This window comes from Granulicella sp. WH15, assembly GCF_009914315.1.
In the GTDB taxonomy this organism is placed as follows: Bacteria; Acidobacteriota; Terriglobia; order Terriglobales; family Acidobacteriaceae; genus Edaphobacter.
The window spans coordinates 3,909,057-3,932,227 of the sequence record NZ_CP042596.1 but is presented as its reverse complement, the minus strand read 5'-3'; the positions used below and the strand labels follow the sequence as shown (position 1 = coordinate 3,932,227).

Sequence of the window (23,171 nt, the reverse complement as noted above, 5' to 3'; positions counted from 1 at the left end):
CCCGCAAACTGCCCTTAAAAACCCCAGGTCGGGGAGTTGGAAAACCGAACCAAGTACGGTTCCTGTGACCTTTAGCTTTAGGGGCCTGGACATTCGTCACAAGCTCCCCGACGCAAAGGCGAAGGGAGTCCTAAGCACACCGAAGACAGTCCGGCGCACTACTACTTGGTTAGGGGTTTCCACACCCCAGGGCAGTGCGTACCCGCCCCACCCAATCATTTCTAACCTGGGTGGAAAAAGCAAGGTTCATCCAACCGGGAGAGTTTGCAGCAGCCCGAGCGGTTCGCCATAAAGACGCTTGCAACGGTGGCCTTGATAAATGAACAAAATTAGAAGCCTTCCTAATTGCTTCCGGGGTCGGCAATGCGGCAGGAACGTACCGGCAGAGCGGTGGGAAGTGGAGATCGCCAGGCAGTCGCAGGGAGGGCGGGAGACAAGCTCCCTAGTAATTCATAGCAAGAATTTGTCGATTCTTCGGCCCGAGAGGGCCTTTCCTGCAAAACAGTGGAGCGTGGCTGGCGTCTCTGGGATTTTTGACGCAGGAGACGATGCGTTCCATGTTCAAGAACTGGATGAAATGGCTGGCCCTGGTTGGAATACTGGTTTCATCCTTGAGCTATGGTCAGGAGAACTGCGCCATCGGGGTACGGGTCGAAGGGACAATTACTGACCCTACCGGGGCGGTGATTCCGGGAGCGCAGGTGCGTGCGTCCAGTGGAGAGACAGCTACGACGGACACAGCGGGCCATTATGTGTTGCCGTGCATTCCAGCAACCTCAACCACCCTCACGGCACAGGCTGACGGCTTTGCGAGTGGCACGGCCTCGGGGCGTGCCCGCCAGGGAGAGACCGTTCAGGTCAATCTGCAACTGGCCGTTGCCGCCGTTCAGTCGGACGTTCAGGTGAGCGGAGATTCAGGCATCGACAGCGGCGGTGCCTCAATGACCCTGAACACGAAGGCTGTACAGGGGCTGGCCGATGACCCGGATGATTTTCTGCGCGAGCTTCAAGTGCTGGCTTCTGAAGCTGGCGGCGATCCGGCTACGGCGATGATTATGGTAGACGGTTTCCAAAACCCAAGCGCCCTCCCGCCGAAGAACTCGATTGCTTCAATTCGCATCAACCCCGATCTCTTTTCGGCCAAATATAGGTATCCCCCCTTTTTCGGAGGCGTCATCGAAATTACAACCAAGCCGGGAGCCGACGCTTTCCACGGTGCGGTCTTCTTCACGGACAGCGATGGCATATTCAATGCCACCGACCCGTTTTCAGTTACCGCTACGCCCGCTGGCCGACGGCGATACGGCTTTGAACTGAGTGGGCCGATCCTCTCGAAGAAGAGCGGCTTTGCGTTGGCACTCGAAAAGCGCGACATCGACGAATTCAATGTGGTGGATGCCGTCACGCTTGACGCAAACGGCGGCTTGGGGCCGAATGGAAACGGCGTTCCGTCTCAGCAGACGGTCTCAGCTCCAGAGCGGCTCTGGATTGCGTCGGCGCGTGGAGACTGGCAGGTGACTCCGAGTAACGTAGCCAGCCTCTCATTCTCCGCGAATGTGAACAACGAAGGCAATCAAGGCGTCGGCGGCCTCACACTCGCAGACGCCGGATATTCGAGCCTGGTCAGCGAATACGATCTGCGATTCCACAACACGCAGACCATCAGCCCGAACATCCTGAACGAAACTCGCATTGGATATAGCTGGAGACGGACAGCACAGACACCAGGGACGAATACTCCTTCGGTGCAGGTTTCCGGGTACTTCACAGGCGGCGGAGCAACCAGCCAAAGCCTGAACGACCGGGAACGCGATCTCGAAGTGGATGACGAAATGACTGTGGTGCATGACAAGCACACGGTTGCTTTCGGCGCACAATCGTTTGGCATCTTCGTGCATAATTACGACCCAAACACATTCAATGGTGCCTATGTGTTTGGCGGTGGGAGCGCTCCTGTGCTCGATGCGAACAATAACCCAACCAACCAGACAACGACCATCAGTGCTCTCGAACAATACCGGCGCGCCCTGCTCAACCTCCCCGGAGGATCGCCGACGACCTACCAGGTCACCACGGGAACGCCATTGGTTCCGCTCACGCAATGGCAGGTCAATCTTTATGTGCAGGACACCCTGAAGCTCACGCAGCACTGGAGCCTCGATACCGGCTTTCGTTATTCCTTACAGACAACCCCAGGAAGCTTTGCCAACTACAACCCAAGATTGGGCCTTGCGTGGGCACCGGGCAAAAAGCAAACGTGGGTGTTTCACGCCCGCGCAGGATTCTTTAGTGAACCGATTCCCCAAACTGACGCAACCGATGTTTATCGGCTGAATGGAATCCTGCAACGGCAGATCACCGTGTATTCACCAAGTTATAGCGCCCCCCTAACCCCTGTTCCTGGCTCCGTTCAGGTAGCCACGACGAATCTGTTTTCGCCTACACTTGTTCAATCCAAGGTATTCAATTGCTTTGTCAACATCGAGCATGAGTTCGCCCATCAATGGCATGCCAGTAGCAACTTTTTCTGCGGAGGAGCCTATGGTCTCATTCGCACTGTGAACATCAACGCTCCGCTCGTAGCCAGCAGTGTCGGTGTCGCTCCAGATCCCACGGCGGCTCTGCTTGCACCGCGTCCGATTGCTCCTGGCGAGAACTTGATTCAGTATCAAAATTCCGGCCACATATCCGGCAACGCCGCTTGGTTTACGCTCAGCCAGCACAGTTACAAGCGGTTTGGTCTGTCGGCAAGATACTTGTGGAGAAATATGAAATCCGACACTCTGAGCAATCCGACTCCGCAATCGAGTTATTCAAAACAAGGAGAGTCCGCACGACGTTATAACTGGTCAAGAAACAGTGTCACCCTTTCCGCAAACCTGATCCTTCCGTACCACATTGAAGCTACAACCCAGTTTGATTTTTCCAACGGCGTTCCCTACAACATCACCACCGGCACGGATAATAATGGTGATGGCAATTACACTGATCGTCCTTCGTATGCGTCTGCGCCCGGCCCTGGAGTCTACAAGACGCCCTACGGCCTGATGACGACCAATACCATCAACGGAAACGTTCCGGCCGATCTTGGAACCATGCCGGGAGTGGTTCACCTCGATATGAATCTGAGCCGCGCTTTCACCTTGAACCCCAAAGATAAAAATCATCCTCGCACACTTACATTTAACGCTCGCAGCGCCAACCTGCTGAATCACACGAATGTAACTGCGGTGAACACCATTCTGTCTTCTGGAGCGCTCGGTCAGCCCGTTGCTGCTGAGACAGCGCGGCGTGTTGAATTGGGGATGCGGTTTTCATTCTGACGGGAACCTATGGGAATACAATCCTGGCGAGTTCTGAGGAGCGAGCATGAGTAGACCGAATTCGGGTTCAAGAATTCTCCCGGTGAGACCCGCCGTTGGTTTGGCGGTCGTCTGCGTGATCGCAGGATTCCTTGCGGTGTGGACCGCAGAAGAGTGCAATCGCAATCTCGCGCTGCACCATTTGCAAGCCTCCTTCGCTCCGTCTCTCCTCTATGGCTGCGCGTACTGGATATGGTGGGTTGTCGTGACGTTGGTTCTGTGGACCCTCGCGGACCGATGGCCAGCTACGTTCAAGCCTTCAGGGCTGATAGTCATGGCTCATCTTGGAGCGGCGTGCGTCCTTGCGACCCTGCATTTAGCTCTGCTCAAACACACCCTCTGGTTCGGCTCGTGGTATTGGCCTGCATGGGGCCGCCTATTTCACACAGTTTGGGTGTGGACTCTGGAACGCTTCGGAGTGGAACTCGCCATCTATGGAGTTATCGGCGGCGCGTGCGCGTTCCTCCACTCCCGCATGCAGGCACAACAAAAGTTGGAGATAGAGCGCCAGCTCACGCAGGCCCAACTCAAGGCACTCCAGATGCAGATGGAGCCTCATTTCCTCTTCAATACGTTGAATGCGATTACGAGCCTGGTTGCACAAGGCAGAAATCCAGAGGCAATGAAGACCCTGACGCATCTCAATACGATTCTGCGTATAACTCTCCAGCGCAAAGCTCCTGAGAAAGTGCCGTTTGCCGAAGAACTTCGCGTCATAGAGAGCTACCTTGCGATCCAGAAAGTCCGATTTGCCGACCGCCTCCAAGTCAAGATTGATGCAACGCAGGAAGCACTGGATGGCCTTGTGCCCTGCTTTCTTCTCCAGCCCATTGTCGAAAACGCCATCCAACACGGCATCGCACCCAGGGCGGCAGGCGGTTTGATAGAAACATCCGTCAAACGAATTGGAGATAAACTCTGGATGCAGGTACGGGATGATGGCGGTGGCCCCAATGGTTCCACCACACAAGGACACGGTATCGGCATGCAGAACGTAAGAGAGCGTCTTGCATACTTCTACCCCGACAATTACAAGTTCGATACTGTGTCCCCGGTTGACGGCGGCTATGAGGTCACCATTCAAATTCCCTATGAGCGTGCAATCGTATGACTCTCAAAACTGTCATCGTGGATGATGAGCCTCTCGCCCGCGACTTCCTTGGAATGTTACTCGCATCGCATAAGGATATTGAGGTTGTCGCGCTATGCAAAAACGGTCAAGAGGCATTGGCTTATCTGCAATCGAGGCCGGTGGAACTTCTGTTTCTGGATGTTCAGATGCCAGAGATGGGAGGTTTCGATGTTGTGGAGCGGGTAGGACTGCGGCACCTGCCGCCAACCATCTTTGTCACGGCCTATCACGAACATGCAGTCCGGGCCTTCGATGTTCATGCAGTCGATTACCTGACCAAACCTGTGGAGCCGGAACGATTGGGGATGGCTCTGGAGCGTGTCCGCAAGAAGATTGCGGCGGAGACAGCTCTTATGACACAGGAGCAGCTTGCGGCTGTGTTGAATGGGCTGCGGAACTCAACTGAGGAATCAAAATCCTATTCCTCGCGGTTTCTGGTGAAAGACGGTGAAAAGGAGATTCTTGTTTCCGTAGAGAAGATCCATTGGATTGAAGCGGCGGATTATTATTCCTGTCTGCATGTAAATGGTCGCAGGTACATGCTGCGCGAAACCATCGGCGATCTGAGCAATAAACTTGATCCCAAACAGTTCGTTCGCATCCATCGGTCTTCGATCGTGAATCTCGACCAGATACAGGAAATCTATCGGGACGGTCAGGCAGATGGTACAGTTGTGCTCACAGATGGACAAAAACTCCGAATGAGCAGGGCAGGTCGTCAGAAGTTGACGGAACTCGGGAAGACCTCCGACTGACACCGAATTTGGAGAACTTTTTGTTGAATACGCGAGAGTGTCAGACTGTTCTCACTGTATGGGACTATCCAGTTTCACTACGAAGCCAACAGAAGCCAGCGCCTCTTCCGTCGTGTCTCCCTGGGCAATCAGCACATGCCCCTCTTGCGTTTCCATACTGACCGGTTCCAAATCGGGATAGACAAGCTCGGTCAGAGCAACGAAATCCGTCATGGGAGTGGTGGTGATTCCAGGTTGCGGTGTGATGGTCGTACTGGCTGCGGCGAGGCGAGTCGCAGTCTCGGAATCCAGAAAGCCAAGCGAAATGAGAATGCCTGCAACCTGCTCGATACACATAACCTGCATTTCCCATGCTTGCGGCGGTTGGGTAAAAGGCAGGATGGCGATCATGCGGAATCTTACGAATACATCCGTGACCATAATCGTGGCTTTCATAATCCCCCTTCCGCAAATCGCACTACTCTCATCGCCAGCCTGACCGAGCAGGGTATGCACTACAAGGATGAAACAGGAGAATGGCTCAACGCAAGGTCAGAGCTAACCCCTGCGCCGCCGCGTTGCTTTGTGCATTGCCGAAATTGATAGCCGTGCTCTTGCTTACATCGTGACTGAGCTTGCCCACGAGTGAGGCGGCATCATTGGTATAAATCTGCGCATCGTGCGAGGCACGAGAGACAGATACATACGCAAATCTGCTGTTTATCAATTCGGGATGAACCTCGGTATCCATATTCACCAGCACACGCTCGGAGGTAAGTCCCTGCGAACTGTGTGAGGTCACGGCGTAGCCGTGGTCGAGGTGTCGCATCTCGCTCGCATCGAAGCGGACGGTACGCTCTTTTGCCCCATCCATGCGGACGCTGATCTTGCCATCGTCACTGATGTGCTGGATGGTGCCGAGGTCACGATTGGCAACCTGCAAATCCCTCGACGGAGCCGTAAATTGAAAACGCCCACTCATCATGCGGATTCCCGCAAAAATGAGGCCGCCGAAACAGATAACGGCCCCAGCGTAAATCGCAAAAGTTTTGAAGGTTCCCATCAGCGTTTGCGCTCCTGAGAAGTCCATCGTTCCTTGTGCATGGGCAACGCCGCTGCCTATGCCCGCGATGGTGAGCGCCAGAAGTGTCGGCCCCATCACATGCGCTGCATGGAGTAGTTTTCGTTTCGAGAGGAGTTGTGCCCGCGGTTTGGCGGGGGAATTGAGCAACCGAATGGGAGGCTTTTCCAGTCGGAATGGGCGGCGGACTCTGAGCATATTGCACCTCCGCTGACCTGATGTTGTCAGCTATGGCGCAAAACTAAGGTTCCTCCATCCGCCGTGTCCAATAACGTGCGAAGGATCGGTTATTCCAATTTGGAATGACAAGTCACGGATTGGAGTTCCGGGTTAGCGGCAGTTTCGAGTGTGACGGATGATCCGAGGGTGATTGTTGCTTCGGGTATTTGTCATCATGCCGTGTTGCTGCGTACTCTGAGAACGGAGCTGAAAAGGGAAAAGTGAGATGGCAAACGGAGCGGTAGAAATACACAGCGGATCGAGCTTCGATGACTTCTTGGAAAAAGACGGGTATCGAGGCGAGATAGAAAACGCCGCTATCAAGCGGGTACTTGCTTGGCAGTCTGAACAGGAGAGCAGAATCCGCGCACGCACTCCTGGGGTTGTAGACAGGGGAATCAGAGAAGAGAGCAAGTCGCAGCCCTGATGAGAGCTATGCGTCTCGCAGATACAATTCAACGTTGTTGGTTGTCCACGTTGCGATGCCGCTGCCAAAGAAATCCTGATCTTCTGTCCAGACCGGGCAGTTAAGTAGCAATGAGGTTGCCACGATGGGCCAGTCCTCAACGTCCCTGGCGATCATTCTTTCCCGCGCTGACGATTCATATTCTTCATACAGGCTGAGGTCTACGATCTCAACGAGACGGGCCAACTGATCGTGGACAAGAAGACCTGCGGCTGGATCGAAGTGGCGGGTCGCGGCGATTGTGGGAATGTACTTCCGGGCGTCGCCAAAGCAAACGTCCGGGGTATAGAAGCTCACGGAATCCTCATAGGTTTCGAGAAGACTGCGTACCCGGACGCCGAAGACGGCCCGGAGGAGAATGTTGGCGTCGAGCACCAGGCGCTTCTGTTCCGTCATCGCTTTTGTTCCGCCCGCCAACGCTTGAAGTCGGCCACCGCCTCTTCCTCAGAAACACCCTCGGCGTCAAGAATCTCCTGCCAGCGTGCAGAGGCTTCTTTCAGGGCCGCCCGCTCCGTTTCGCTACGCTTGCGGCGAGCGGGAATGAAGTAGCCGACTGTATCGCCGTGGCGGGTAATCGCCACCGGCGCTTCCGATTCCAGCAGGTAGGTGGCGAGTTTGTCGCGGAACTCTCTCATGCCGATCTTCAGGGTTTCCATAGCGGCTCCTTGCGTACCATTGCGTACACAAGTGTACCACTTTCACAATCGAGGGCACGGAGGAGGTCAAATCGGCGGCGGTCCAACGTGTGCTCGCCTGAACACACGCCATTTATTCGGAATCGCGGGATGATAGTTGTGTTCCCAGCCGGGAGAAATTGCCATGCCGGACATCTTGCCAACATTGCAAAAAAGGTATAATTGAAAAATGGGATGGGTGGTTGGATTTTTGAATGAAGAGGTAAAGGCATCGCTCGATGCGTTCCCTTTGGACATTCGAGCGAGCTTCCAACGCATATCCGAATTGATTCAGTCGCATGGTCTGGAGCGGGTGCGGGAACCCTATGTGAAACACCTGGAGGGTCCGCTGTGGGAGATGCGTATGAAGGGCAGGAGCGGAATTGCGCGGGCCTGTTATGTCACTGCCGTGGGGAAGCGGGTCGTCGTCGTTCATGTCTTTGAGAAGAAAACGCAGAAAACACCAAGGCGGGAGATTCTAACCGCCCTCAAACGGGCAAAGGAGGTTCAATGAAGCGTAAATTTATACCGGCTGAAGAGTCCTTCGCACAGTGGAAGAAAGATCCGAAGTACGTCGCTGAATATGCTGCGTTAGAGGAGGAGTTTGCACTTGCGTCCGCATTGATCGAGGCCAGGGGAAATGCCGACATGACACAGGAAGAGGTTGCGGAGGCGATGGGAACGACGCAGGCCGTCGTTGCGCGGCTTGAGAGCGGCAAAGTCTTGCCCTCTACGCGCACGCTGGAGCGCTTTGCGAAAGCGACCCGCACTCGACTTCGTATCAGCTTTGAACCCAATCACGAGCCTGTTGCATTGAAGCGGGGATAGCTCTCAGGCTGCTTTGTAAGTTTCCGATGGAGTGCGAGGAAAGCCGGAGGATGGCCCTACCATTATCTTCCGACGCCTCGTTGCTCCGGTGATCGCAACCAGTAATGAAGCAACGGCTTTGTCGGTTCATGCGTCGGATTTGATGTTTTCCACAGGCAAGGGCACAATTGTGCCCTTGTGCCCGTATTTCGGCAGGTTTGGAACTTTTCGGCTCCGCGACCTCTGCTGCTGCGGGGCAGAGGAAAGGGCCAAAAAACGCGACTAATGCCGCAGGACGGCAGAGGTCTCGGGGTGATTTTGAGTCGAAAATCGGGACACAATAAGGACACGATAAGGGTTCCTTGGTGTGCCTATTAGCGCTAAATGGAGCCATCCATTGCCCGTTGTTGCTATAAGTTACGGGATTCTGGCTCACTGTCACGGCAGAGGTCGCGGGTTCGAGCCCCGTCGTCCCCGCCATAAACCTCAAGAAAAGAAAAGGTTTATGGCAAGTGACAAGATCACGATCCTCCTTTGAGGGTGCTGACGAGGGTGCTGGAGCGATCCGCACCTTTTTTCATTTCCCCCTTTGCACCCTTCGAGGGTGCTGAAGAGGGTGCTGAAAGTGCCTTCTCTCCCGCTTCGAAGACCATCTCCATTACTCGATTGTTGGCCTCACGCTTCGTCGCGGATATGGCTCGCGTGTAAACGTCGAGCGTGATCCGCGAGTTGGCATGACGCAGAAGTTCCTGCGCCGTCTTGAGGTCTACGCCTGCCGATCTCAGGTTCGTCGCCAGAGAGTGACGGAAGCTGTGCCAACCGATGGCCTTGTTTTCGATCCGTGCTCGCTTTAGCGCGGGGCGAATGACTTTCTTCAGCAAGGTATCGGGAGACAGAGGCTTCTTTCCCTTGAGCCGAGTCGATGGAAAGAGAAAGTCGGTCTCGCCTGGATAAGGCGATTCCTTCCGCCAGAGGTCGAGGCACTTCACGACCGACGGATGAAGCGGAACCGGCTTGCGGCTTGCTTCAGTCTTCGTGTCGCCGAAGTGATTACGCACACAAGAACGGCGTACATTCACCTGCATGAGTTCGAGGTCGATGTCTGCCCAAGTGAGGGCGACCAACTCCGATCTCCGCAGGCCGGTACTCCCGGCAAGCATCACCATCGCACGCTCCCGAAGGTCGAGCACGGCGATGAGCGAAGCGATCTCTGCCGGAGAGAGCACGTCGGGCTCTCGCAACCGCTTGGCTGAAACTCTCACTTTCGTGATTGGGTTCCGATCCATCCATTCATGCCGGATAGCGTGATTGAAGACTGCTGACATGATGTTGCGGATTTTGCTCCGTGTTCCTGGGGCAAACGTCAACGTATGCAGCCACAACTCCACATCTACGGTGCGGACATCCTGCAGATACGTTGTTCCCCATTTTGGGACAATGTGATTCGCAAGATAGAGAGTATTTGCCTCGATGGTGGCATAGGCCTTCTTCTCCTCGGTCAGTTCGTGTTTGCGGTAGTGGGTTACGAGTTCGGATACGGTCTCCGGTACCTCGAACTCTGAGTTGATTGTGTTGCGAAGCGCATCGGCTGCTTTCTCCGCATCTCGGAGATGCGGATAGCGGGCTACTGTACCGAGGGTCCGCTTCCGATACGTGCGGACGCCGTTGGTCTCTTCGTACCAACGGAACACCCACACATCGGGACCGGATTTGCGCTTCAGCTTCAAGAGGCTTCCTTGTTGTAAACGGCTCATGCAGATCTCCTTGCATGGGCACTGATAGCTGCATTTATCGTACTCGTCGGGGGCCGTTTTTTCTCGGTTTCACGCGCCTCGACCCAGGCCAACAGTTCGTGCTCACGGAACCGCCAAAGCTTACGCTTCCCCTCGCCCAGTGGATGTGCTGGAACGTAACCAATACGTGCCCATCGCACCAATGTCCGTCTGTCCATCCGAAGGATTTGTGCGGCCTCTTGCGCATCGAGAAGAAGATGTGTCATTGACTCTGACTCCCAAGCATCAAGCTCTGGCCAATGATGGGTAGCGCGACCTCTACACGTCCAATGAAATATAGGGTGATCGTCATTCCTTTTTGGAATGACGAGGCCACATGAGCTCGCCCAATTCAGCATGGATTACGGCGCCTGAGGATTAGAATTAAGAGCATCCGCCATCCAATTACGATGGCGTTGCACTGATTGCTTTCCTTCCCAGAACCCCATCTTGGAGGATAGTCATGGTCCTACCGGAGATTCGCTTGCTTCAGGCTGCGATTGCGGTCGCGGAAGAACTCCATTTCTCGCGCGCCGCAGATCGGCTAAATATGAGCCAGTCGACGCTGAGTAAGCAAATTCTTAAGCTTGAACATGACATCGGCTTCCGGCTCTTTGAGCACAATCATCAGGCCGCGGAACTCACGGATGCGGGGCGCGTATTCATACCCGAGGCACGTGAGGTCGTTGCTCACGCGGAACGAGCGATATTGTCAGCCAGAGCTATCGCCGATGGCCCTGTCGAAGTTCTCAATATTGGTAAGTCTTCGTACACAGACCCTCTCTTTGTTTCGACTCTTCTGGCTATTCATCTACCGCTCTTCCCAGAGATGAAGGTGAAGCTGTGGAGCAACTACTCAAATGATTCGGCGCAGCGAGTCATTGCGGGTACTCTTGATCTTGCCTTGATCACAGGCGTGCCTCACAAGCCGAAGCTCAGCAACATGACCATTGCAAATAATCCGTACTACATTGTCATGTCCATGGACGACGCTCTTGCATCGCATAAGGAAGTTCGCCTGGAACAGATGAACAGTCGGAACTGGATGCTTCTCGGACAACACGCAAATGCTTATCTTTATGACTTGATACAGTCAGTCGCATCCGATAACGGAGTGCATCCATCGGACCTCTACCACTTCACGAGTCCAGAAGAAGCATCTGAGTTGGTTCGTGAACATAGAGGGTTGGCATTCCTTCCACGGGCTTCAGCGTGGAGAATCTCCCGCGATGGCCTCACCATGCGTCCACTAATGGAAGACCGGCTTCGTCTCGTCACGAGCCTTGCAGTGCGCGTCGACAGCAAGTCCCGCTTGGTAAATGAGTTTGTCAAAGCTGCGGGCAAGAAATTTGGCAGCGTGGGTCAGAGAGCGCAAGGCAGGCTTCCACTAACGGGCTGAATCATTCATCCCGTGATGGTCCACCGACGGACGTATCCACCTCGCGGATCTCGATATTTAATGGCCCGTCGATTCCGCAATTTGAGCAAGGATAGATCCCCGTCGTGTTTTGGCGCCCTTCGAGCTCCTCCCGACGAAATGCCGCACCGCAGTGGACACATACCTGAAAGTGCAAGAGTCTCACGCCGGTATTTTGTGCATTGTTCGTCGTCAAGAGAGGAGCCTCAGTTGTCTATGCCGCGCCGTGCGAAACAGCGGTCGGTGCCACACGTTCTCTATTGCCTTAGTGTGTGCGAATCTGCATAAAGACAAAGAAGCCTGCAAAAAGAAGCACTATAAGAAGTAGAAGACCGCAGATGTAAAACATCGCGCGTCTCTGGCCGGCTTTGTCGGGTGGCGTGATACCGAAGAAGTCGATAAACGCTCGTGTTATGAAACTCAAAATATTCATTCGGTCCTCTGGTTCGCCGGCGCTCGTGTGTCCCGATTGCCAGTCGTTTCGTGCTGCGGGAAGGAGCCGAAACGGCTTAGCCCAACCTGCACAACTTCGCTCATAGTCATACCCACGCGAGACCACCGCGTGGGTATGACGCCGACGCCTTCAGAGCGTCAAATCCAGGGGGGTACCCGGCTCCAAAGTCAACAGCCGATCGTTTCCAACAACCTTGAAGGCCTTCTGAAGATCTTCGCGGCTCTGAATAAAATGGCTCCAACCGTAGTTGTGCACCGAAGTGATCTTGGCGCCTTTGAAGCGACTTGCCGTTTCGATGGCGTCATTGGTGTTCATAGTTACATTGAACGGACCTCGAGGTTGAGCCGCTCCTGCGTGCAGTACAGCCAGCCCTACGTCAAACCTCTGTGCCACAGGTTCGAGGCCCTCATACCAAACCGTGTCTCCAGTTATGTAGATGTCAGGATTTCCATCGACAGAAAGTACGAACCCTATCACGTCGCCGATGATCGGCTCGATTCCAGTTGGGCCATGCCGCGCAGGTGTTCCAGTGATCGTGAGGTTCCCGCCCCCTGGTAGAGGAATCGAGGACTTTTCCCATGGATGAAGTCCAATGGTCCCGCCGCCGAGCCTCTTAGATCCACTAGCTGTGGTGATGACGCGTTTCGCCTTTGGAAGGAAAGCGCGTCCAGCCTGATCCAAGTTGTCCATATGGTGATCGTGGCTGAGGAGGACCACGTCAACCGGCAACAGCGAATCCGGATCCACCGCAGGGCCATTGAACTTCGTGAGCTTTTCGTCTCCCATCGTGTAAACCTGTGGCGGATCGAACGTGGGATCCGTAAGGATTCGGAGGCCAGCGTACTCGATGAACAGCGTGGGGCCGTCGATCAACGTTAAGCGAACTTTGCATTTTTCCATCTCAGTCCCTTTCTTTCTTACTCACCAGCCGTCACGGCCGCCGTACCCATCTGCCCGGAAAGCGTCGAGACCGCAATGAGGTCTTCGACTTGCTGTACATGCTTATCGATGTATGCGTCCATCGAGACCCTTGCTTTCGCTACCTCCGCAGCAACATCGGAGTCGGGTGCGTGTTCCGTGGTATAAGCGTCGAGAGAAAAGCGTCCATGCTCCACGTGATTCGTATGTTCCGCCCCGTAGATCGTCACGTCCTTGAGCCCAATGAAACCGAGGATCGTCCTCAGAGGAAGATCGAATTGATTCATTGCTGCCATCGGCGAGTCTGGTCCATAGCCACTGCCGCTTGCACGTATGACCCAGACCTTGCGCCCCGCCGCAAGACCCTCGTACGTAGCGGAGAAAGTGAGTCCGATTCGGACGACAAGGTCGATCCAGCTTTTTAGCATTGTCGGAAGTGAGAAATTCCACATCGGGGTGGCAATCAGGATCTCGGTTGAAGACAGAATCTCGGCGATCAACTCGTCAGAGATCTTCAAAGCGGCCTTCTGCTCGTCGGTACGTTGATCGGGCGAGTTGAAGGAGCCTGCGATCCATGAAAGATCGACCATCGGCAGGCCCGCCGATATGTCGCGCAAGCACACTTCACCACGTGGATTCTGTTTCAACCATTGCGAGACAAAGACATCGCCGAGTCGCTTGGAGACAGACCAATCTTTTCCTCGGGGACTGACATCGATACGAAGCAGCTTAGACATTTGTTGGGGTGTCTCCTTGATGTTTGCGTTGCCGTGATGACGTGAAAGGAAGGGCAGATGCACTCAACTCCGAAAGCAAACCCTTGCGGATCCGCGAATCGTCGCACAACTGCACCATAGGCGATCGGGGGCGCAAGTTACCTGTGTAAGTTCTGGAGATTTCGCGGACTTGCTTCGAACCAACAAAATGTGCACCGCCCAGCGCCGATTGCTTCTCGGACCGCAGTCATGGGCGATGAGACCAAGGTTGCGCAGAGCTGCCCCATTCTTGCGAGGTTCCCGTCTTACGCTGAACGTTGCGTCGCCTTCATAGTTTCTCCACAACTCCCCCAGAGTTTCCGGCAGCTGATTTCATATGGTTTTCTTGGAAGGTCTTGTGCGCTGGTTCCATGCCTTAGGACTGCTGTGTCACTAACCATCGCCTACGGTCAGGCGACCCAAGGACAAGCCAGGTGTCGATGGCGTGGCATGCCGGCTGTGCCAAATCTCCGCTTACTGCGACCGTTCTCGAACACTCGATGCCCGTGCTCGATTTGGAACAAATCGGATCGAACTTCGCTTTGGCGAAGAGCATCTTTCACCCACTGTCAAGGAGATTGGCGCGATGACTGTAAGAGATGAAAGCCCGCTGAAGATCGCCAATGATCCTGAGTTCCGACCGGATCTTGCGTTCACACCTTTGACAGAGGCGATGGTGGAACGCCTCAGAACGTATGGAAAGGAGGAGAGCTATCCAACGGATTCACCCCTGTTCACTCACGGCGATCGAGGCGTGGACATGTTCGTCATCTTGCAAGGAGAGGTAGACGTCTCACTTCCTCCATCCGTCGCCGGATGCAAGACCATTTGGAAACACCGCCGCTTTGCTGTCGCCGGTGAGCTGAATTTGTTGACGACGCAGGCCTGTCTCGTCGATGGCAAGACTGTCGGGGACACAACAGTGCTTCGGATTTCACGCCAAGAGCTGCAGCGACTCATGCGCGAGGAGGGAGATATTGCCAATCTGATCACCTCCGCCGTCATCTGGCGTCGCATTGGCATCTTGGGAGAAGAGACTGCGGGCGTCACCCTCATTGGACATTCGAATGACGCAGCGACCAGGGAACTTCAGCGATTCCTTGTCCGCAATAGCTATCCCCACCGAGTTGCCGAGCCGAGCTCAATGGAGCGCGCGACCTCGGAAGTTGATGCAGGACTCTCCAGATTCCCGACAGTAGTGCTCTCGGACGGACGATCGTGGCACAAGCCGACTATTTCCGGCCTGGCCGATGAGCTTGGCATCACAGAGCTTCCGGACCCCGGCAGGATCTACGACGTCGCAATCGTAGGGGCCGGACCATCGGGCTTGGCAGCCGCTGTATACGCAGCTTCCGAGGGACTGTGCACCATCGTGATCGAGGGCGTGGCGCCCGGCGGGCAGGCGGGCACCAGTTCGAAGATCGAAAATTACCTCGGCTTTCCAACCGGCGTCTCAGGTCTCAGACTCGCGAGTCGTGCGCAGCTACAAGCATTAAAATTCGGCGTAAGTTTTGCGATTTCGAGAGAAACAGTTCGTTCGGAAGAGATTGACGGCATTCATCAATTGACACTCGCAGGTGGGATTCCTGTACGTGCGAGGTCTGTAGTCGTTGCTTCGGGCGCTCAATATCGCACGCTCTCCGTGGAGAATTACCGACGTTACGAGAACTGCGGGATTTATTACGCTGCGACGGCCATGGAGTCGGTGTTTTGCCGCGATAAAGAAGTGGTTGTTGTTGGAGGGGGCAATTCCGCTGGACAGGCAGCCCTCTTCCTCTCGGGGATTGCTAAGCATGTGCACCATCTTGTGCGAACCCACTCGCTTGCGAAGACTATGTCGCAGTACTTGATTTCTCGAATTGAAAAGTCGCCAAACATCACCCTCCATACCCGATCGGAGATCGTAGCGCTGGATGGGGATCTATCCCTCGACCAAGTCAAGTGGGTGCATCACGGGACCGGGGTAATCACCGCCGCCCCCGTTTCCAACGTCTTTGTGATGATCGGAGCCGAACCCAACTCTGGCTGGCTCTTCGGAAGCGTAACCCTCGACAAGAAGGGATTCATTCTTACGGGGGGATCGGTCGGATTTGAAAACACACCTTATGCCACAAGCATGCGAGGCATGTTCGCCGTCGGTGATGTACGTGCACAGTCCGTGAAGCGGGTTGCATCTGCGGTCGGGGAAGGATCAGTAGTGATAAGCGATGTCCACCGCTATCTTGCAGATCATAGAAACAGCTTGGCAGCTGAACGCAACTCGGCACTAGCAGCATTGCGTTCTGCTAACGCCGCGGCAGCCCATGACACACCAGACCGTGTCGAAGGGAGGCAGTAACCGTGTACGAGAGAATCTTGATTGCATATGACGGTTCAAAAGAATCGGAACGAGCTCTTGAAGAAGGCGTCGCGCTGGCCAAAACACTTGGATCCCATGTGACGCTTGCCACTGTTGCGGAGCCCGCACCAGGTTACGTCGGGTTGGCAGCGATGGTTGCCCCCGAAGAGCCAGAGAACTTTCGCCAATATCAATTAGCAAACCTCGGGGCGCTGCAGGTAAAGGCTGCCGAAATCGCGAAAGCCAATGGCTTGGTCATAGAGACGACCCTGATCGAGGCCTCCGAGGTTGCGGGCATCATCCAAGCGGCGACCAGTCTGAAGGCCACTCTGCTGGTCGTCGGGCTGCGACCGCATATCCATCACGTGGAATGGGTCGGCACAGTGCGGCAGATCGCCAACCAAGCTAAGTGTTCGATTCTCGCTGTCATCTGAGCTGACGGGGCGTGGTTGCTGCGACTGCTCAGACATGGCTCGGTAACAAACTTCGTGGTCAACCTATCTCGATGACACTTGTATCGATTGGGTTAGCGGAGTACATGGGGACCGAGACATTAGGTCTGGTGAGTGAAGCCGGGAGCACTGGAGTCTAAATATGCATACATCGAATTGTCTTACCCGTCGCCACTTTATGCAGAGCTTGATAGCGGCGGGCATTGTCACTTGGGCCCCGGGTCAAGGTGCGGCCCAGATGCTTTCTCAATCTCCGAAGATATTGGAAGGAACGACGTTCGATCTAACGATCGATAAGCTGTCCGTCAATTTCTCAGGCAAGCCACGCACCGCAGTGGCCGTGAATGGATCCGTGCCAGCCCCGACCCTTCGCTGGCGCGAAGGCGAGACCGTAACAATCAACGTAACGAACAGGCTCAAGACGAACACATCGATTCATTGGCACGGCATGCGAATTCCGACCGACATGGATGGCGTTCCTGGGTTGAGCTTCGAGGGTATTCGCCCGGGCGAGACATTTACCTATCGCTTTCCGGTGAGGCAGAACGGTACGTTCTGGTATCACAGCCACAGCGGATATCAAGAGCAAACAGGCATTAGTGGCGCGATCATTATCGAGCCCCAAACTGCCGAATCCGAAGCGGTCGACCGCGAATATGTGATATTCCTGTCCGATTGGACTGACGTCGATCCACATACGATCCTCAGTAACCTGAAGGAAGATGGCAGCTACTACAACTACCACCGGCCTGCGCTGAATCACCTGTCCGGAGACCCGCAGACGAAGAAGTTCTCCACGGCCCTCGCGCAGTACCTGATGTGGTCAAAGATGAACATGAGCCCGACTGACATCGCCGATGTCTCAGGCTCCGTCTACACCTATCTCTGCAACGGAGTGCCACCCTCGCTCGGCTGGAAAGGCCTTTTTGAACCGGGCGAAAAAGTGAAGTTGCGCATCGTCAATGGTTCGGCAATGACCTTTTTTGATGTCCGCATTCCCGGGTTGCAGATGAAGGTGGTTGCCGCCGATGGGAATGCGGTCGAGCCGGTGATGGTGGACGAGTTTCGGATTGGGACAGCAGAGACATATGACGTAATCGTCTCCCCCGAAAACATGTCGTACGTCATTTTCGCTCAGGCGGAAGACCGAACCGGCTACGCAAAAGGCATCCTGGCCACAAGCGCTAATAACGAGGCCAAGACACCGACGATGGATCCCCGACCCATCCGCACAATGGCTGACATGGGAATGAAGATGAAAGGTATGGCGATGCCCGCCATGTCAGGCGACGGGAAGATGAACATGTCAGGCATGCAGGGAGGCGGTATGGAGGGCATGTCGAACATGGATATGCCGGCGAACACCGCACATGTCGCTGCGGGTCACGATACGTCGTCGATGACCGTGCGATCTGATAGTGCGATGAACATGCACGTACCACCGGAAGAGGTGGCCCGAACAATGTGGGATCAGTTTCCACTGCCCCAACCCGGTCGCGATGTACTTCCAGTCGGAACTCCCACATCTGTGCCATCCCCTCTCCCTCATCTTGCCAGCGTCCTCAAGGTTGGGCCAGAAGTATCGGGGATTGCAGTTATCACCGGCCCCAAGCTAAGCGATCCAGGTGTCGGACTTCAGCACAATGGACGCAGGGTTCTTGCCTATTCAGACCTGAAAGCTCGTTACCCGGGTGTGGACCGTCGTTCTCCGACACGGGAGATCGAACTGCACCTGACGGGAAATATGGAACGGTTCATTTGGGGCTTCGACGGAAAGAAGTTCTCACAGGCTCAGCCGATAACTCTGCGCTATGGAGAGCGCGTACGGATCATCCTTGTCAACGACACGATGATGGAACATCCGATTCACCTGCACGGCCTGTGGAGCGAACTGGAAAACGGAAATGGATCATTCAACCCCTACAAGCACACTCTTATCGTCAAGCCTGCAGAGCGACTTAGTTATCTCGTCTCCGCGGATGTAAAAGGCCACTGGGCTTATCACTGTCACCTCATGTTTCACATGGAGGCTGGGATGTTCAGAACGGTGGTTGTGGCATGAGTGGCCTCCATCGGTTTCAGTGTCTTCGGACGCGCAGCGGCAACCTGAGAACGCGACGAATCGCGTTCTTGCTCGTCTCGGCGGCTATGTATGCCTGCTTCTTGACTGCGGCTTCCGCTCAGACTGCAGACATTCAAAGCAGTTCCACGGGTATGGCGTGGCGCCCTCCTGTCATGGACAACGAACCCTTTGCTCATGTTTTGTTGGATCAATTAGAAGGGCGCGCCTCTGCGACGGGCACACAGTTCAAATGGGACGGCGAAGCATGGGCGGGCACAGACTTTAACCGATTCTGGGTAAAGTCTGAAGGGAACATCGCTCGTTCGTCGATGAGCGACGGCGATCAGGAATTCCTGTATGACCGGCCGATTCCTCGCATGCGTTATTTCGACGCGCAGATCGGAGTCCGCGCCGACCTGGACTCGGACCCAACCCGCGCCTGGGCAGCGATCGGACTGGAGGGTCTTGCTCCCTACGAATTCGAGTTTGCCCCAACTCTGTACATCCGCAACGACGGTAGGGTCGCGGGCCGGATTGAAGGTGCCTATTCGTTCCGCGTTCGCCAACGGCTCGTTTTAGAGCCTCAGATCGAGCTGAATTTCTATAGCAAGGATGATAAGGCCCGAAAAGTAGGTTCAGGCTTGAGCGACCTCGATGGCGGGATTCGGCTTCGCTACGAAATCAATCGAAAATTCGCCCCGTACATTGGGTACGTATACTCAGGTTCCTATGGAAGCTCGGCCGCCTTTACACGGGCGACAGGTGACGCAACGCATACTAGCTCTTTCGTATTTGGGGTACGCGTTTGGCGGTAAAGACGCTGTCCGCGTCTCACCGCCGCCGTCCCGTGCTAAACGTCGTCGGAGTGCAGATCCGAGGACCTAGCTCGGATGGACTTCGCGAACACCATCTTGCCCTGCAATGAGAGCCATGGACGCCATGCGCAGGAACAGGCCATGTTCAACCACTCCGATGATGCTTCGAATCTCCGCTGCGGTTTTTTCGGGGTCTTGAATGGAGCCACAATGACAGTCGAGGATGAAGTTGCCCTCGTCTGTCTGCCACGGGACAGCACCATTCGCCACGAGTCGCAGCATTGGGTTCAAACCAAGGTCAAGTAGCTTCCGATACACCAGGGGTTCCGCCAGCTGAATCACCTCGACCGGAAGGGGAAACTTTCCGAGGGTTGATACGATCTTCGACTCATCGGCGATCACTACAAATGCTTTCGCTGCGGACGCGATGATCTTCTCTCGAAGGAGTGCACCGTGGCCCCCCTTGATCAAGGAAAGTCCGGGCCCGATTTCGTCCGCACCATCGACGGTCAAGTCCAACACCGGCGAATCCGCGAAGCTTGTGAGTTCGATTCCTTGTTCCGTCGCAAGTCTTTCACTTTCGGTGCTGGTTGCAATCGCCTTGAGGCGAAGTCCAGACCTGACACGCTTTGCAAGTTCCTCGATGAAGAACGTTGACGTCGTTCCCGTGCCGAGGCCAACCCTCATTCCATCAGAAATGAGATCTGTGGCACGCTTCGCTGCTAGCAGCTTTGATTGATCCTGCGTCATGTCCAACCTCACACTCTCATCAGAGCGCCGTTGCTGCTACCGTGCTCTCACAGAGCTCTTTGAGTACGGCGATGTTCCCGATCAGATCTACGGGGAGATTGTGCCGCTCAGCCAAATATTCCGGGCTGTTGTAAGTCAGCCAGACCTTGCCCGCCGAGTCCTCCCAAGCCAAAGCCTTGAGTGGCAGATCGATCGCCACTGTGGGTGATGCGTTCATCAGCGGGGTGCCGTTTTTCGGATTGCCAAGCATCAACATTTCGGAGGGATTCATTTTCAAACCGACGCGCGCGGCGTCACCTGAATGATCGACTCTGAAGTGGACGGGCACCCCCTTCTGTTTGCAGAGATTTTCAAGCCGAGATAGCGTGTCCTTCACGGAATAGGGGCTGATAAGACTTACGAGACCATTTGTCATGATTCTTCTCCGAAGTTGATTTGTTGCTGAGATCCGTTATTTGTAGCCAAGGCTGGCAAACAGAAAGACTAGCCCCTCCGACAATGTCGGGTGGGTGACGATTAGGTCACGCAGCGCTGTGTAAGGTAAGCCGGAGTTCATCACCAATTGGACTGGCGCTAGGAGCTCGCCTACGCCAACCCCAAGAGCTGTGAATCCAAGGATGCGATCATCTTTGCCAATCAGGGCTTTGAGGAAACCTTCCGTTTCCCCCAAGGTGCGTGTTCTGAGGACCGCCGCCATGGGCAGTTTGGCCAGACGGTAGCTGATACCTTGTCGCTTCGCTTCGTCCTCGTGAAGCCCAACGTGAGCAAGTTCTGGATCGGTGAACAAGGTGTAAGGAATCTGGCGTCCCGTTGTTACCCGCTTGTGCCCTTGGATACTTTGGTAAACGATGCGGAAATCGTCGTAGGCGGCATGGGTGAAGTACGGACTGCCTGCACAGTCGCCGACGGCGAACACACTCTCAGCGGTGGTCTGCAAGAATTCGTTCACCTTTATGTGCCCATTCGCTGTCAGTTCGATGCCCGCCATCTGCGTGCCGATCGAATCCGTATTTGGAATGCGTCCGACCGCGGCCAAGATATGTGTGGCTCGCAGCGTTTCATGACGCTCTTGGGTTTTGAGAATGACTTCGACGGCATCACCGGAACGTCCGGTGACGGACTCGACCGTGCTGCCCAACTTGAACTCGATGCCTTCCTTCGAAAGCAAGTCTGTCAGCACTCTGACGACGTCTTCGTCCTCGTGCGTCAGGCATCGGGCATTGCGATCAACCACCGTCACTTTAGAACCGAATCGTGCCATTGCCTGTGCAAACTCGAGCCCTATGTAGCCCCCACCCAAAACGATCAGGCTCTCCGGGACGACGTCCAGTTCTAGTTGCTCGATGTGAGTCATTGGCTCAGCTTCCTGCAAGCCTGGGATATCGGTGACCACGGCACGCGAGCCGGTACTCACGATGACCGTATCTCCCGAGATCTGCCTGGTGCCCCCTGCCTGAAGCGTAACAACGACCTCACGTGGTCCTACAAACCGCCCATCTCCACAAATGAAGGTGACACCATTCGCCGCGAAGCGCTTGTTGTGGACTTCGACGAGCTCGCGTACCATCGTCCGCTTTCTCTCACGGACGACCTTCATATCTACCTTCGGCACCGTTACTTCGAAGCCGAACTCTTTGAGCCGATGGGCATACCAAGCCACTTTGGCCGAATGGATAACATTCTTGCTCGGAAGACACGCGATGTTTGGACAGGATCCTCCCACATAGCGCGTTTCGATCAACGCCACACGTCTTCCGTCTGCACCCAACGTCCAAGCGAGATACTTCCCGGCTTCGCCGCTCCCGAGTACAACGACATCGAATTGCTCTGCACCAACCTCTACAATCGCCGCCATATCCATCTCCCGTTTGGCACCTGTCAATGGGCACTCTTATGTCCCTATCGCATCGCCACACTCTACGCGAGTCGTCGGGCAGCGACAATCAGGTCTCCGCGCTACGGGAGACACCTTAATGGGAAGACGTGATAGGCATGGCGCTTTGATTTCTATATGTTCTTGCCGAGGGCCGGAGCCTTCTTTCACCACATCCCAAGGAGTTCATCATGACTACGAACGCAGCCTCTGAACACTCGTCGACGGTCCACTACAACACAGTCCGTATCGAAAACGTGGACATCTTTTACCGGGAGGCGGGCAAGAAGGGTGCACCCGTACTCTTGTTGCTTCACGGTTTTCCGACTTCATCGAACATGTTTCGCAACCTGATCAGCCGCCTATCCGGATCGTTTCACATCATTGCACCGGATTACCCGGGCTATGGCTTCAGCAGCATGCCGGACCGCGCGCAGTTCTCGTACACATTCGAGAAGATGACCGACCTTGTCGAGCAGCTGACCATTAAGCTTGAGCTCTCGACATACATCATCTATGTCATGGATTACGGCGCACCGATCGGCTACCGCTTGGCGATTCGTCATCCCGAGAAGATTGCCGGCATCATCGTGCAAAACGGAAATGCCTACGACGAAGGTTTGCGTGAATTCTGGGACCCCATTAAAAAGTATTGGGGAGCCGCTACGCCTGAAAATCGTGCCGCGCTCGAATATCTGACAAAGCCGGACGCAACAAAGTGGCAGTATGAAAACGGTGTCGCCGATAAGACACTGGTTGACCCGACCACCTATACCCTCGACCAGGCTGGCATGGATCGCCCTGGAAACGCCGATATTCAGCTCGACATGCTCTATGACTATCGGACGAACGTCCCGTTCTATCCTGCATTTCAGGAGTTCTTCCGGAAGTTTCAGCCGCCGATGCTGATCGTTTGGGGAAAGAACGACTTTATCTTCCCTCCGGAAGGCGCAGCCCCTTACAAGCGCGATCTTCCGAAGGTCGAGACGCACCTGCTCGACGCAGGACATTTCGCACTCGAAACTCACGGTGAAGAGATCGCCTCACGCATTGAAGGCTTCTTCTCGTCCAAGTAAACCTAGGCGGGTGA

The 23,171-nt window shown here is 55.0% G+C and carries 20 protein-coding genes and 1 pseudogene; 11 read left to right on the top strand and 10 right to left on the bottom strand.

Annotated elements, in window-relative coordinates; translation table 11 throughout:
• Positions 1 to 557: 557 nt before the first annotated feature.
• The 3 genes from FTO74_RS16305 to FTO74_RS16295 are packed head-to-tail and all read left to right on the top strand — an operon-like array spanning position 558 to position 5,249.
• Positions 558 to 3,323 carry a TonB-dependent receptor gene (locus FTO74_RS16305; RefSeq protein WP_162539089.1) on the top strand — a complete coding sequence of 922 codons (2,766 nt, stop codon included), beginning with the start codon at positions 558 to 560 and terminating at the stop codon, positions 3,321 to 3,323.
• A gap of 46 nt (positions 3,324 to 3,369) precedes the next feature.
• Positions 3,370 to 4,473 (top strand): histidine kinase, encoded by a 1,104-nt coding sequence (locus tag FTO74_RS16300; RefSeq protein WP_162539088.1) that lies wholly within the window; start codon positions 3,370 to 3,372, stop codon positions 4,471 to 4,473.
• Complete coding sequence (locus FTO74_RS16295; protein WP_162539087.1) at positions 4,470 to 5,249, top strand: LytTR family DNA-binding domain-containing protein; 780 nt, start codon at positions 4,470 to 4,472, stop codon at positions 5,247 to 5,249. Before FTO74_RS16300 ends, FTO74_RS16295 begins: the two co-directional genes overlap by 4 nt.
• 51 nt (positions 5,250 to 5,300) lie before the next feature.
• On the opposite strand, the gene FTO74_RS16290 is transcribed toward FTO74_RS16295, so the two are convergent.
• From FTO74_RS16290 to FTO74_RS16275, 4 genes and pseudogenes are all read right to left on the bottom strand, one after another.
• Positions 5,301 to 5,684 carry a hypothetical protein gene (locus FTO74_RS16290; protein ID WP_162539086.1) on the bottom strand — a complete coding sequence of 128 codons (384 nt, stop codon included), beginning with the start codon at positions 5,682 to 5,684 and terminating at the stop codon, positions 5,301 to 5,303.
• Between the two features lie 508 nt (positions 5,685 to 6,192).
• Positions 6,193 to 6,387: pseudogene (locus FTO74_RS19580) on the bottom strand (hypothetical protein); the annotation flags it as partial.
• A gap of 574 nt (positions 6,388 to 6,961) precedes the next feature.
• Complete coding sequence (locus tag FTO74_RS16280) at positions 6,962 to 7,390, bottom strand: PIN domain-containing protein (protein WP_162539085.1); 429 nt, start codon at positions 7,388 to 7,390, stop codon at positions 6,962 to 6,964.
• On the bottom strand, positions 7,387 to 7,650 hold the full coding sequence (locus FTO74_RS16275) for a prevent-host-death protein (protein WP_162539084.1): 264 nt from the start codon (positions 7,648 to 7,650) through the stop codon (positions 7,387 to 7,389). Before FTO74_RS16275 ends, FTO74_RS16280 begins: the two co-directional genes overlap by 4 nt.
• 208 nt (positions 7,651 to 7,858) lie before the next feature.
• Here FTO74_RS16275 and FTO74_RS16270 point away from each other — a divergent pair, with 208 nt between their 5' ends.
• Both FTO74_RS16270 and FTO74_RS16265 read left to right on the top strand, forming a co-directional pair.
• On the top strand, positions 7,859 to 8,182 hold the full coding sequence (locus FTO74_RS16270; RefSeq protein WP_162539083.1) for a type II toxin-antitoxin system RelE/ParE family toxin: 324 nt from the start codon (positions 7,859 to 7,861) through the stop codon (positions 8,180 to 8,182).
• The gene (locus FTO74_RS16265) at positions 8,179 to 8,496 is read left to right on the top strand and encodes a helix-turn-helix domain-containing protein (protein ID WP_162539082.1); all 318 of its coding nucleotides are present in this window, start codon (positions 8,179 to 8,181) and stop codon (positions 8,494 to 8,496) included. The genes FTO74_RS16270 and FTO74_RS16265 overlap by 4 nt, the downstream gene beginning before the upstream one ends.
• A 500-nt stretch (positions 8,497 to 8,996) precedes the next feature.
• Here the strand turns inward: FTO74_RS16265 and FTO74_RS16260 are convergent, their stop codons facing one another.
• On the bottom strand, positions 8,997 to 10,229 hold the full coding sequence (locus tag FTO74_RS16260; RefSeq protein ID WP_162539081.1) for a site-specific integrase: 1,233 nt from the start codon (positions 10,227 to 10,229) through the stop codon (positions 8,997 to 8,999).
• A 481-nt stretch (positions 10,230 to 10,710) separates the two neighbouring features.
• On the opposite strand from FTO74_RS16260, the gene FTO74_RS16250 reads away from it, so the two are divergent.
• Positions 10,711 to 11,646 carry a LysR family transcriptional regulator gene (locus FTO74_RS16250; RefSeq protein ID WP_162539079.1) on the top strand — a complete coding sequence of 312 codons (936 nt, stop codon included), beginning with the start codon at positions 10,711 to 10,713 and terminating at the stop codon, positions 11,644 to 11,646.
• A 601-nt stretch (positions 11,647 to 12,247) separates the two neighbouring features.
• On the opposite strand, the gene FTO74_RS16245 is transcribed toward FTO74_RS16250, so the two are convergent.
• Positions 12,248 to 12,991: an MBL fold metallo-hydrolase gene (locus FTO74_RS16245; RefSeq protein WP_220399041.1), complete on the bottom strand. Its 744-nt coding sequence runs from the start codon at positions 12,989 to 12,991 to the stop codon at positions 12,248 to 12,250.
• A gap of 44 nt (positions 12,992 to 13,035) precedes the next feature.
• The gene (locus FTO74_RS16240; RefSeq protein ID WP_162539077.1) at positions 13,036 to 13,773 is read right to left on the bottom strand and encodes an NAD(P)H-dependent oxidoreductase; all 738 of its coding nucleotides are present in this window, start codon (positions 13,771 to 13,773) and stop codon (positions 13,036 to 13,038) included.
• A 463-nt stretch (positions 13,774 to 14,236) separates the two neighbouring features.
• Between FTO74_RS16240 and FTO74_RS16235 the strand changes: the two genes are divergently transcribed.
• The 4 genes from FTO74_RS16235 (at position 14,237) to FTO74_RS16220 (ending at position 19,458) form a co-directional block, all read left to right on the top strand.
• Positions 14,237 to 16,129 (top strand): cyclic nucleotide-binding domain-containing thioredoxin-disulfide reductase, encoded by a 1,893-nt coding sequence (locus FTO74_RS16235; protein ID WP_255462336.1) that lies wholly within the window; start codon positions 14,237 to 14,239, stop codon positions 16,127 to 16,129.
• 2 nt (positions 16,130 to 16,131) lie between these two features.
• Positions 16,132 to 16,563: a universal stress protein gene (locus tag FTO74_RS16230; RefSeq protein ID WP_162539076.1), complete on the top strand. Its 432-nt coding sequence runs from the start codon at positions 16,132 to 16,134 to the stop codon at positions 16,561 to 16,563.
• A gap of 160 nt (positions 16,564 to 16,723) precedes the next feature.
• Positions 16,724 to 18,643: a copper resistance system multicopper oxidase gene (locus FTO74_RS16225; protein WP_162539075.1), complete on the top strand. Its 1,920-nt coding sequence runs from the start codon at positions 16,724 to 16,726 to the stop codon at positions 18,641 to 18,643.
• 173 nt (positions 18,644 to 18,816) lie between these two features.
• Positions 18,817 to 19,458, top strand: a complete 642-nt coding sequence (locus tag FTO74_RS16220; RefSeq protein WP_255462335.1) for a copper resistance protein B — start codon at positions 18,817 to 18,819, stop codon at positions 19,456 to 19,458.
• Positions 19,459 to 19,524: 66 nt separating this feature from the next.
• On the opposite strand, the gene rpiA is transcribed toward FTO74_RS16220, so the two are convergent.
• The 3 genes from rpiA to FTO74_RS16205 are packed head-to-tail and all read right to left on the bottom strand — an operon-like array spanning position 19,525 to position 22,063.
• Complete coding sequence (gene rpiA / locus FTO74_RS16215; protein ID WP_162539074.1) at positions 19,525 to 20,208, bottom strand: ribose-5-phosphate isomerase RpiA; 684 nt, start codon at positions 20,206 to 20,208, stop codon at positions 19,525 to 19,527.
• A 19-nt stretch (positions 20,209 to 20,227) separates the two neighbouring features.
• On the bottom strand, positions 20,228 to 20,623 hold the full coding sequence (locus FTO74_RS16210) for a DUF302 domain-containing protein (RefSeq protein WP_162539073.1): 396 nt from the start codon (positions 20,621 to 20,623) through the stop codon (positions 20,228 to 20,230).
• Positions 20,624 to 20,659: 36 nt separating this feature from the next.
• On the bottom strand, positions 20,660 to 22,063 hold the full coding sequence (locus tag FTO74_RS16205; protein ID WP_162539072.1) for an FAD-dependent oxidoreductase: 1,404 nt from the start codon (positions 22,061 to 22,063) through the stop codon (positions 20,660 to 20,662).
• A 209-nt stretch (positions 22,064 to 22,272) separates the two neighbouring features.
• Between FTO74_RS16205 and FTO74_RS16200 the strand changes: the two genes are divergently transcribed.
• Positions 22,273 to 23,157: an alpha/beta hydrolase gene (locus FTO74_RS16200; protein ID WP_162539071.1), complete on the top strand. Its 885-nt coding sequence runs from the start codon at positions 22,273 to 22,275 to the stop codon at positions 23,155 to 23,157.
• Positions 23,158 to 23,171 lie beyond the last annotated feature (14 nt).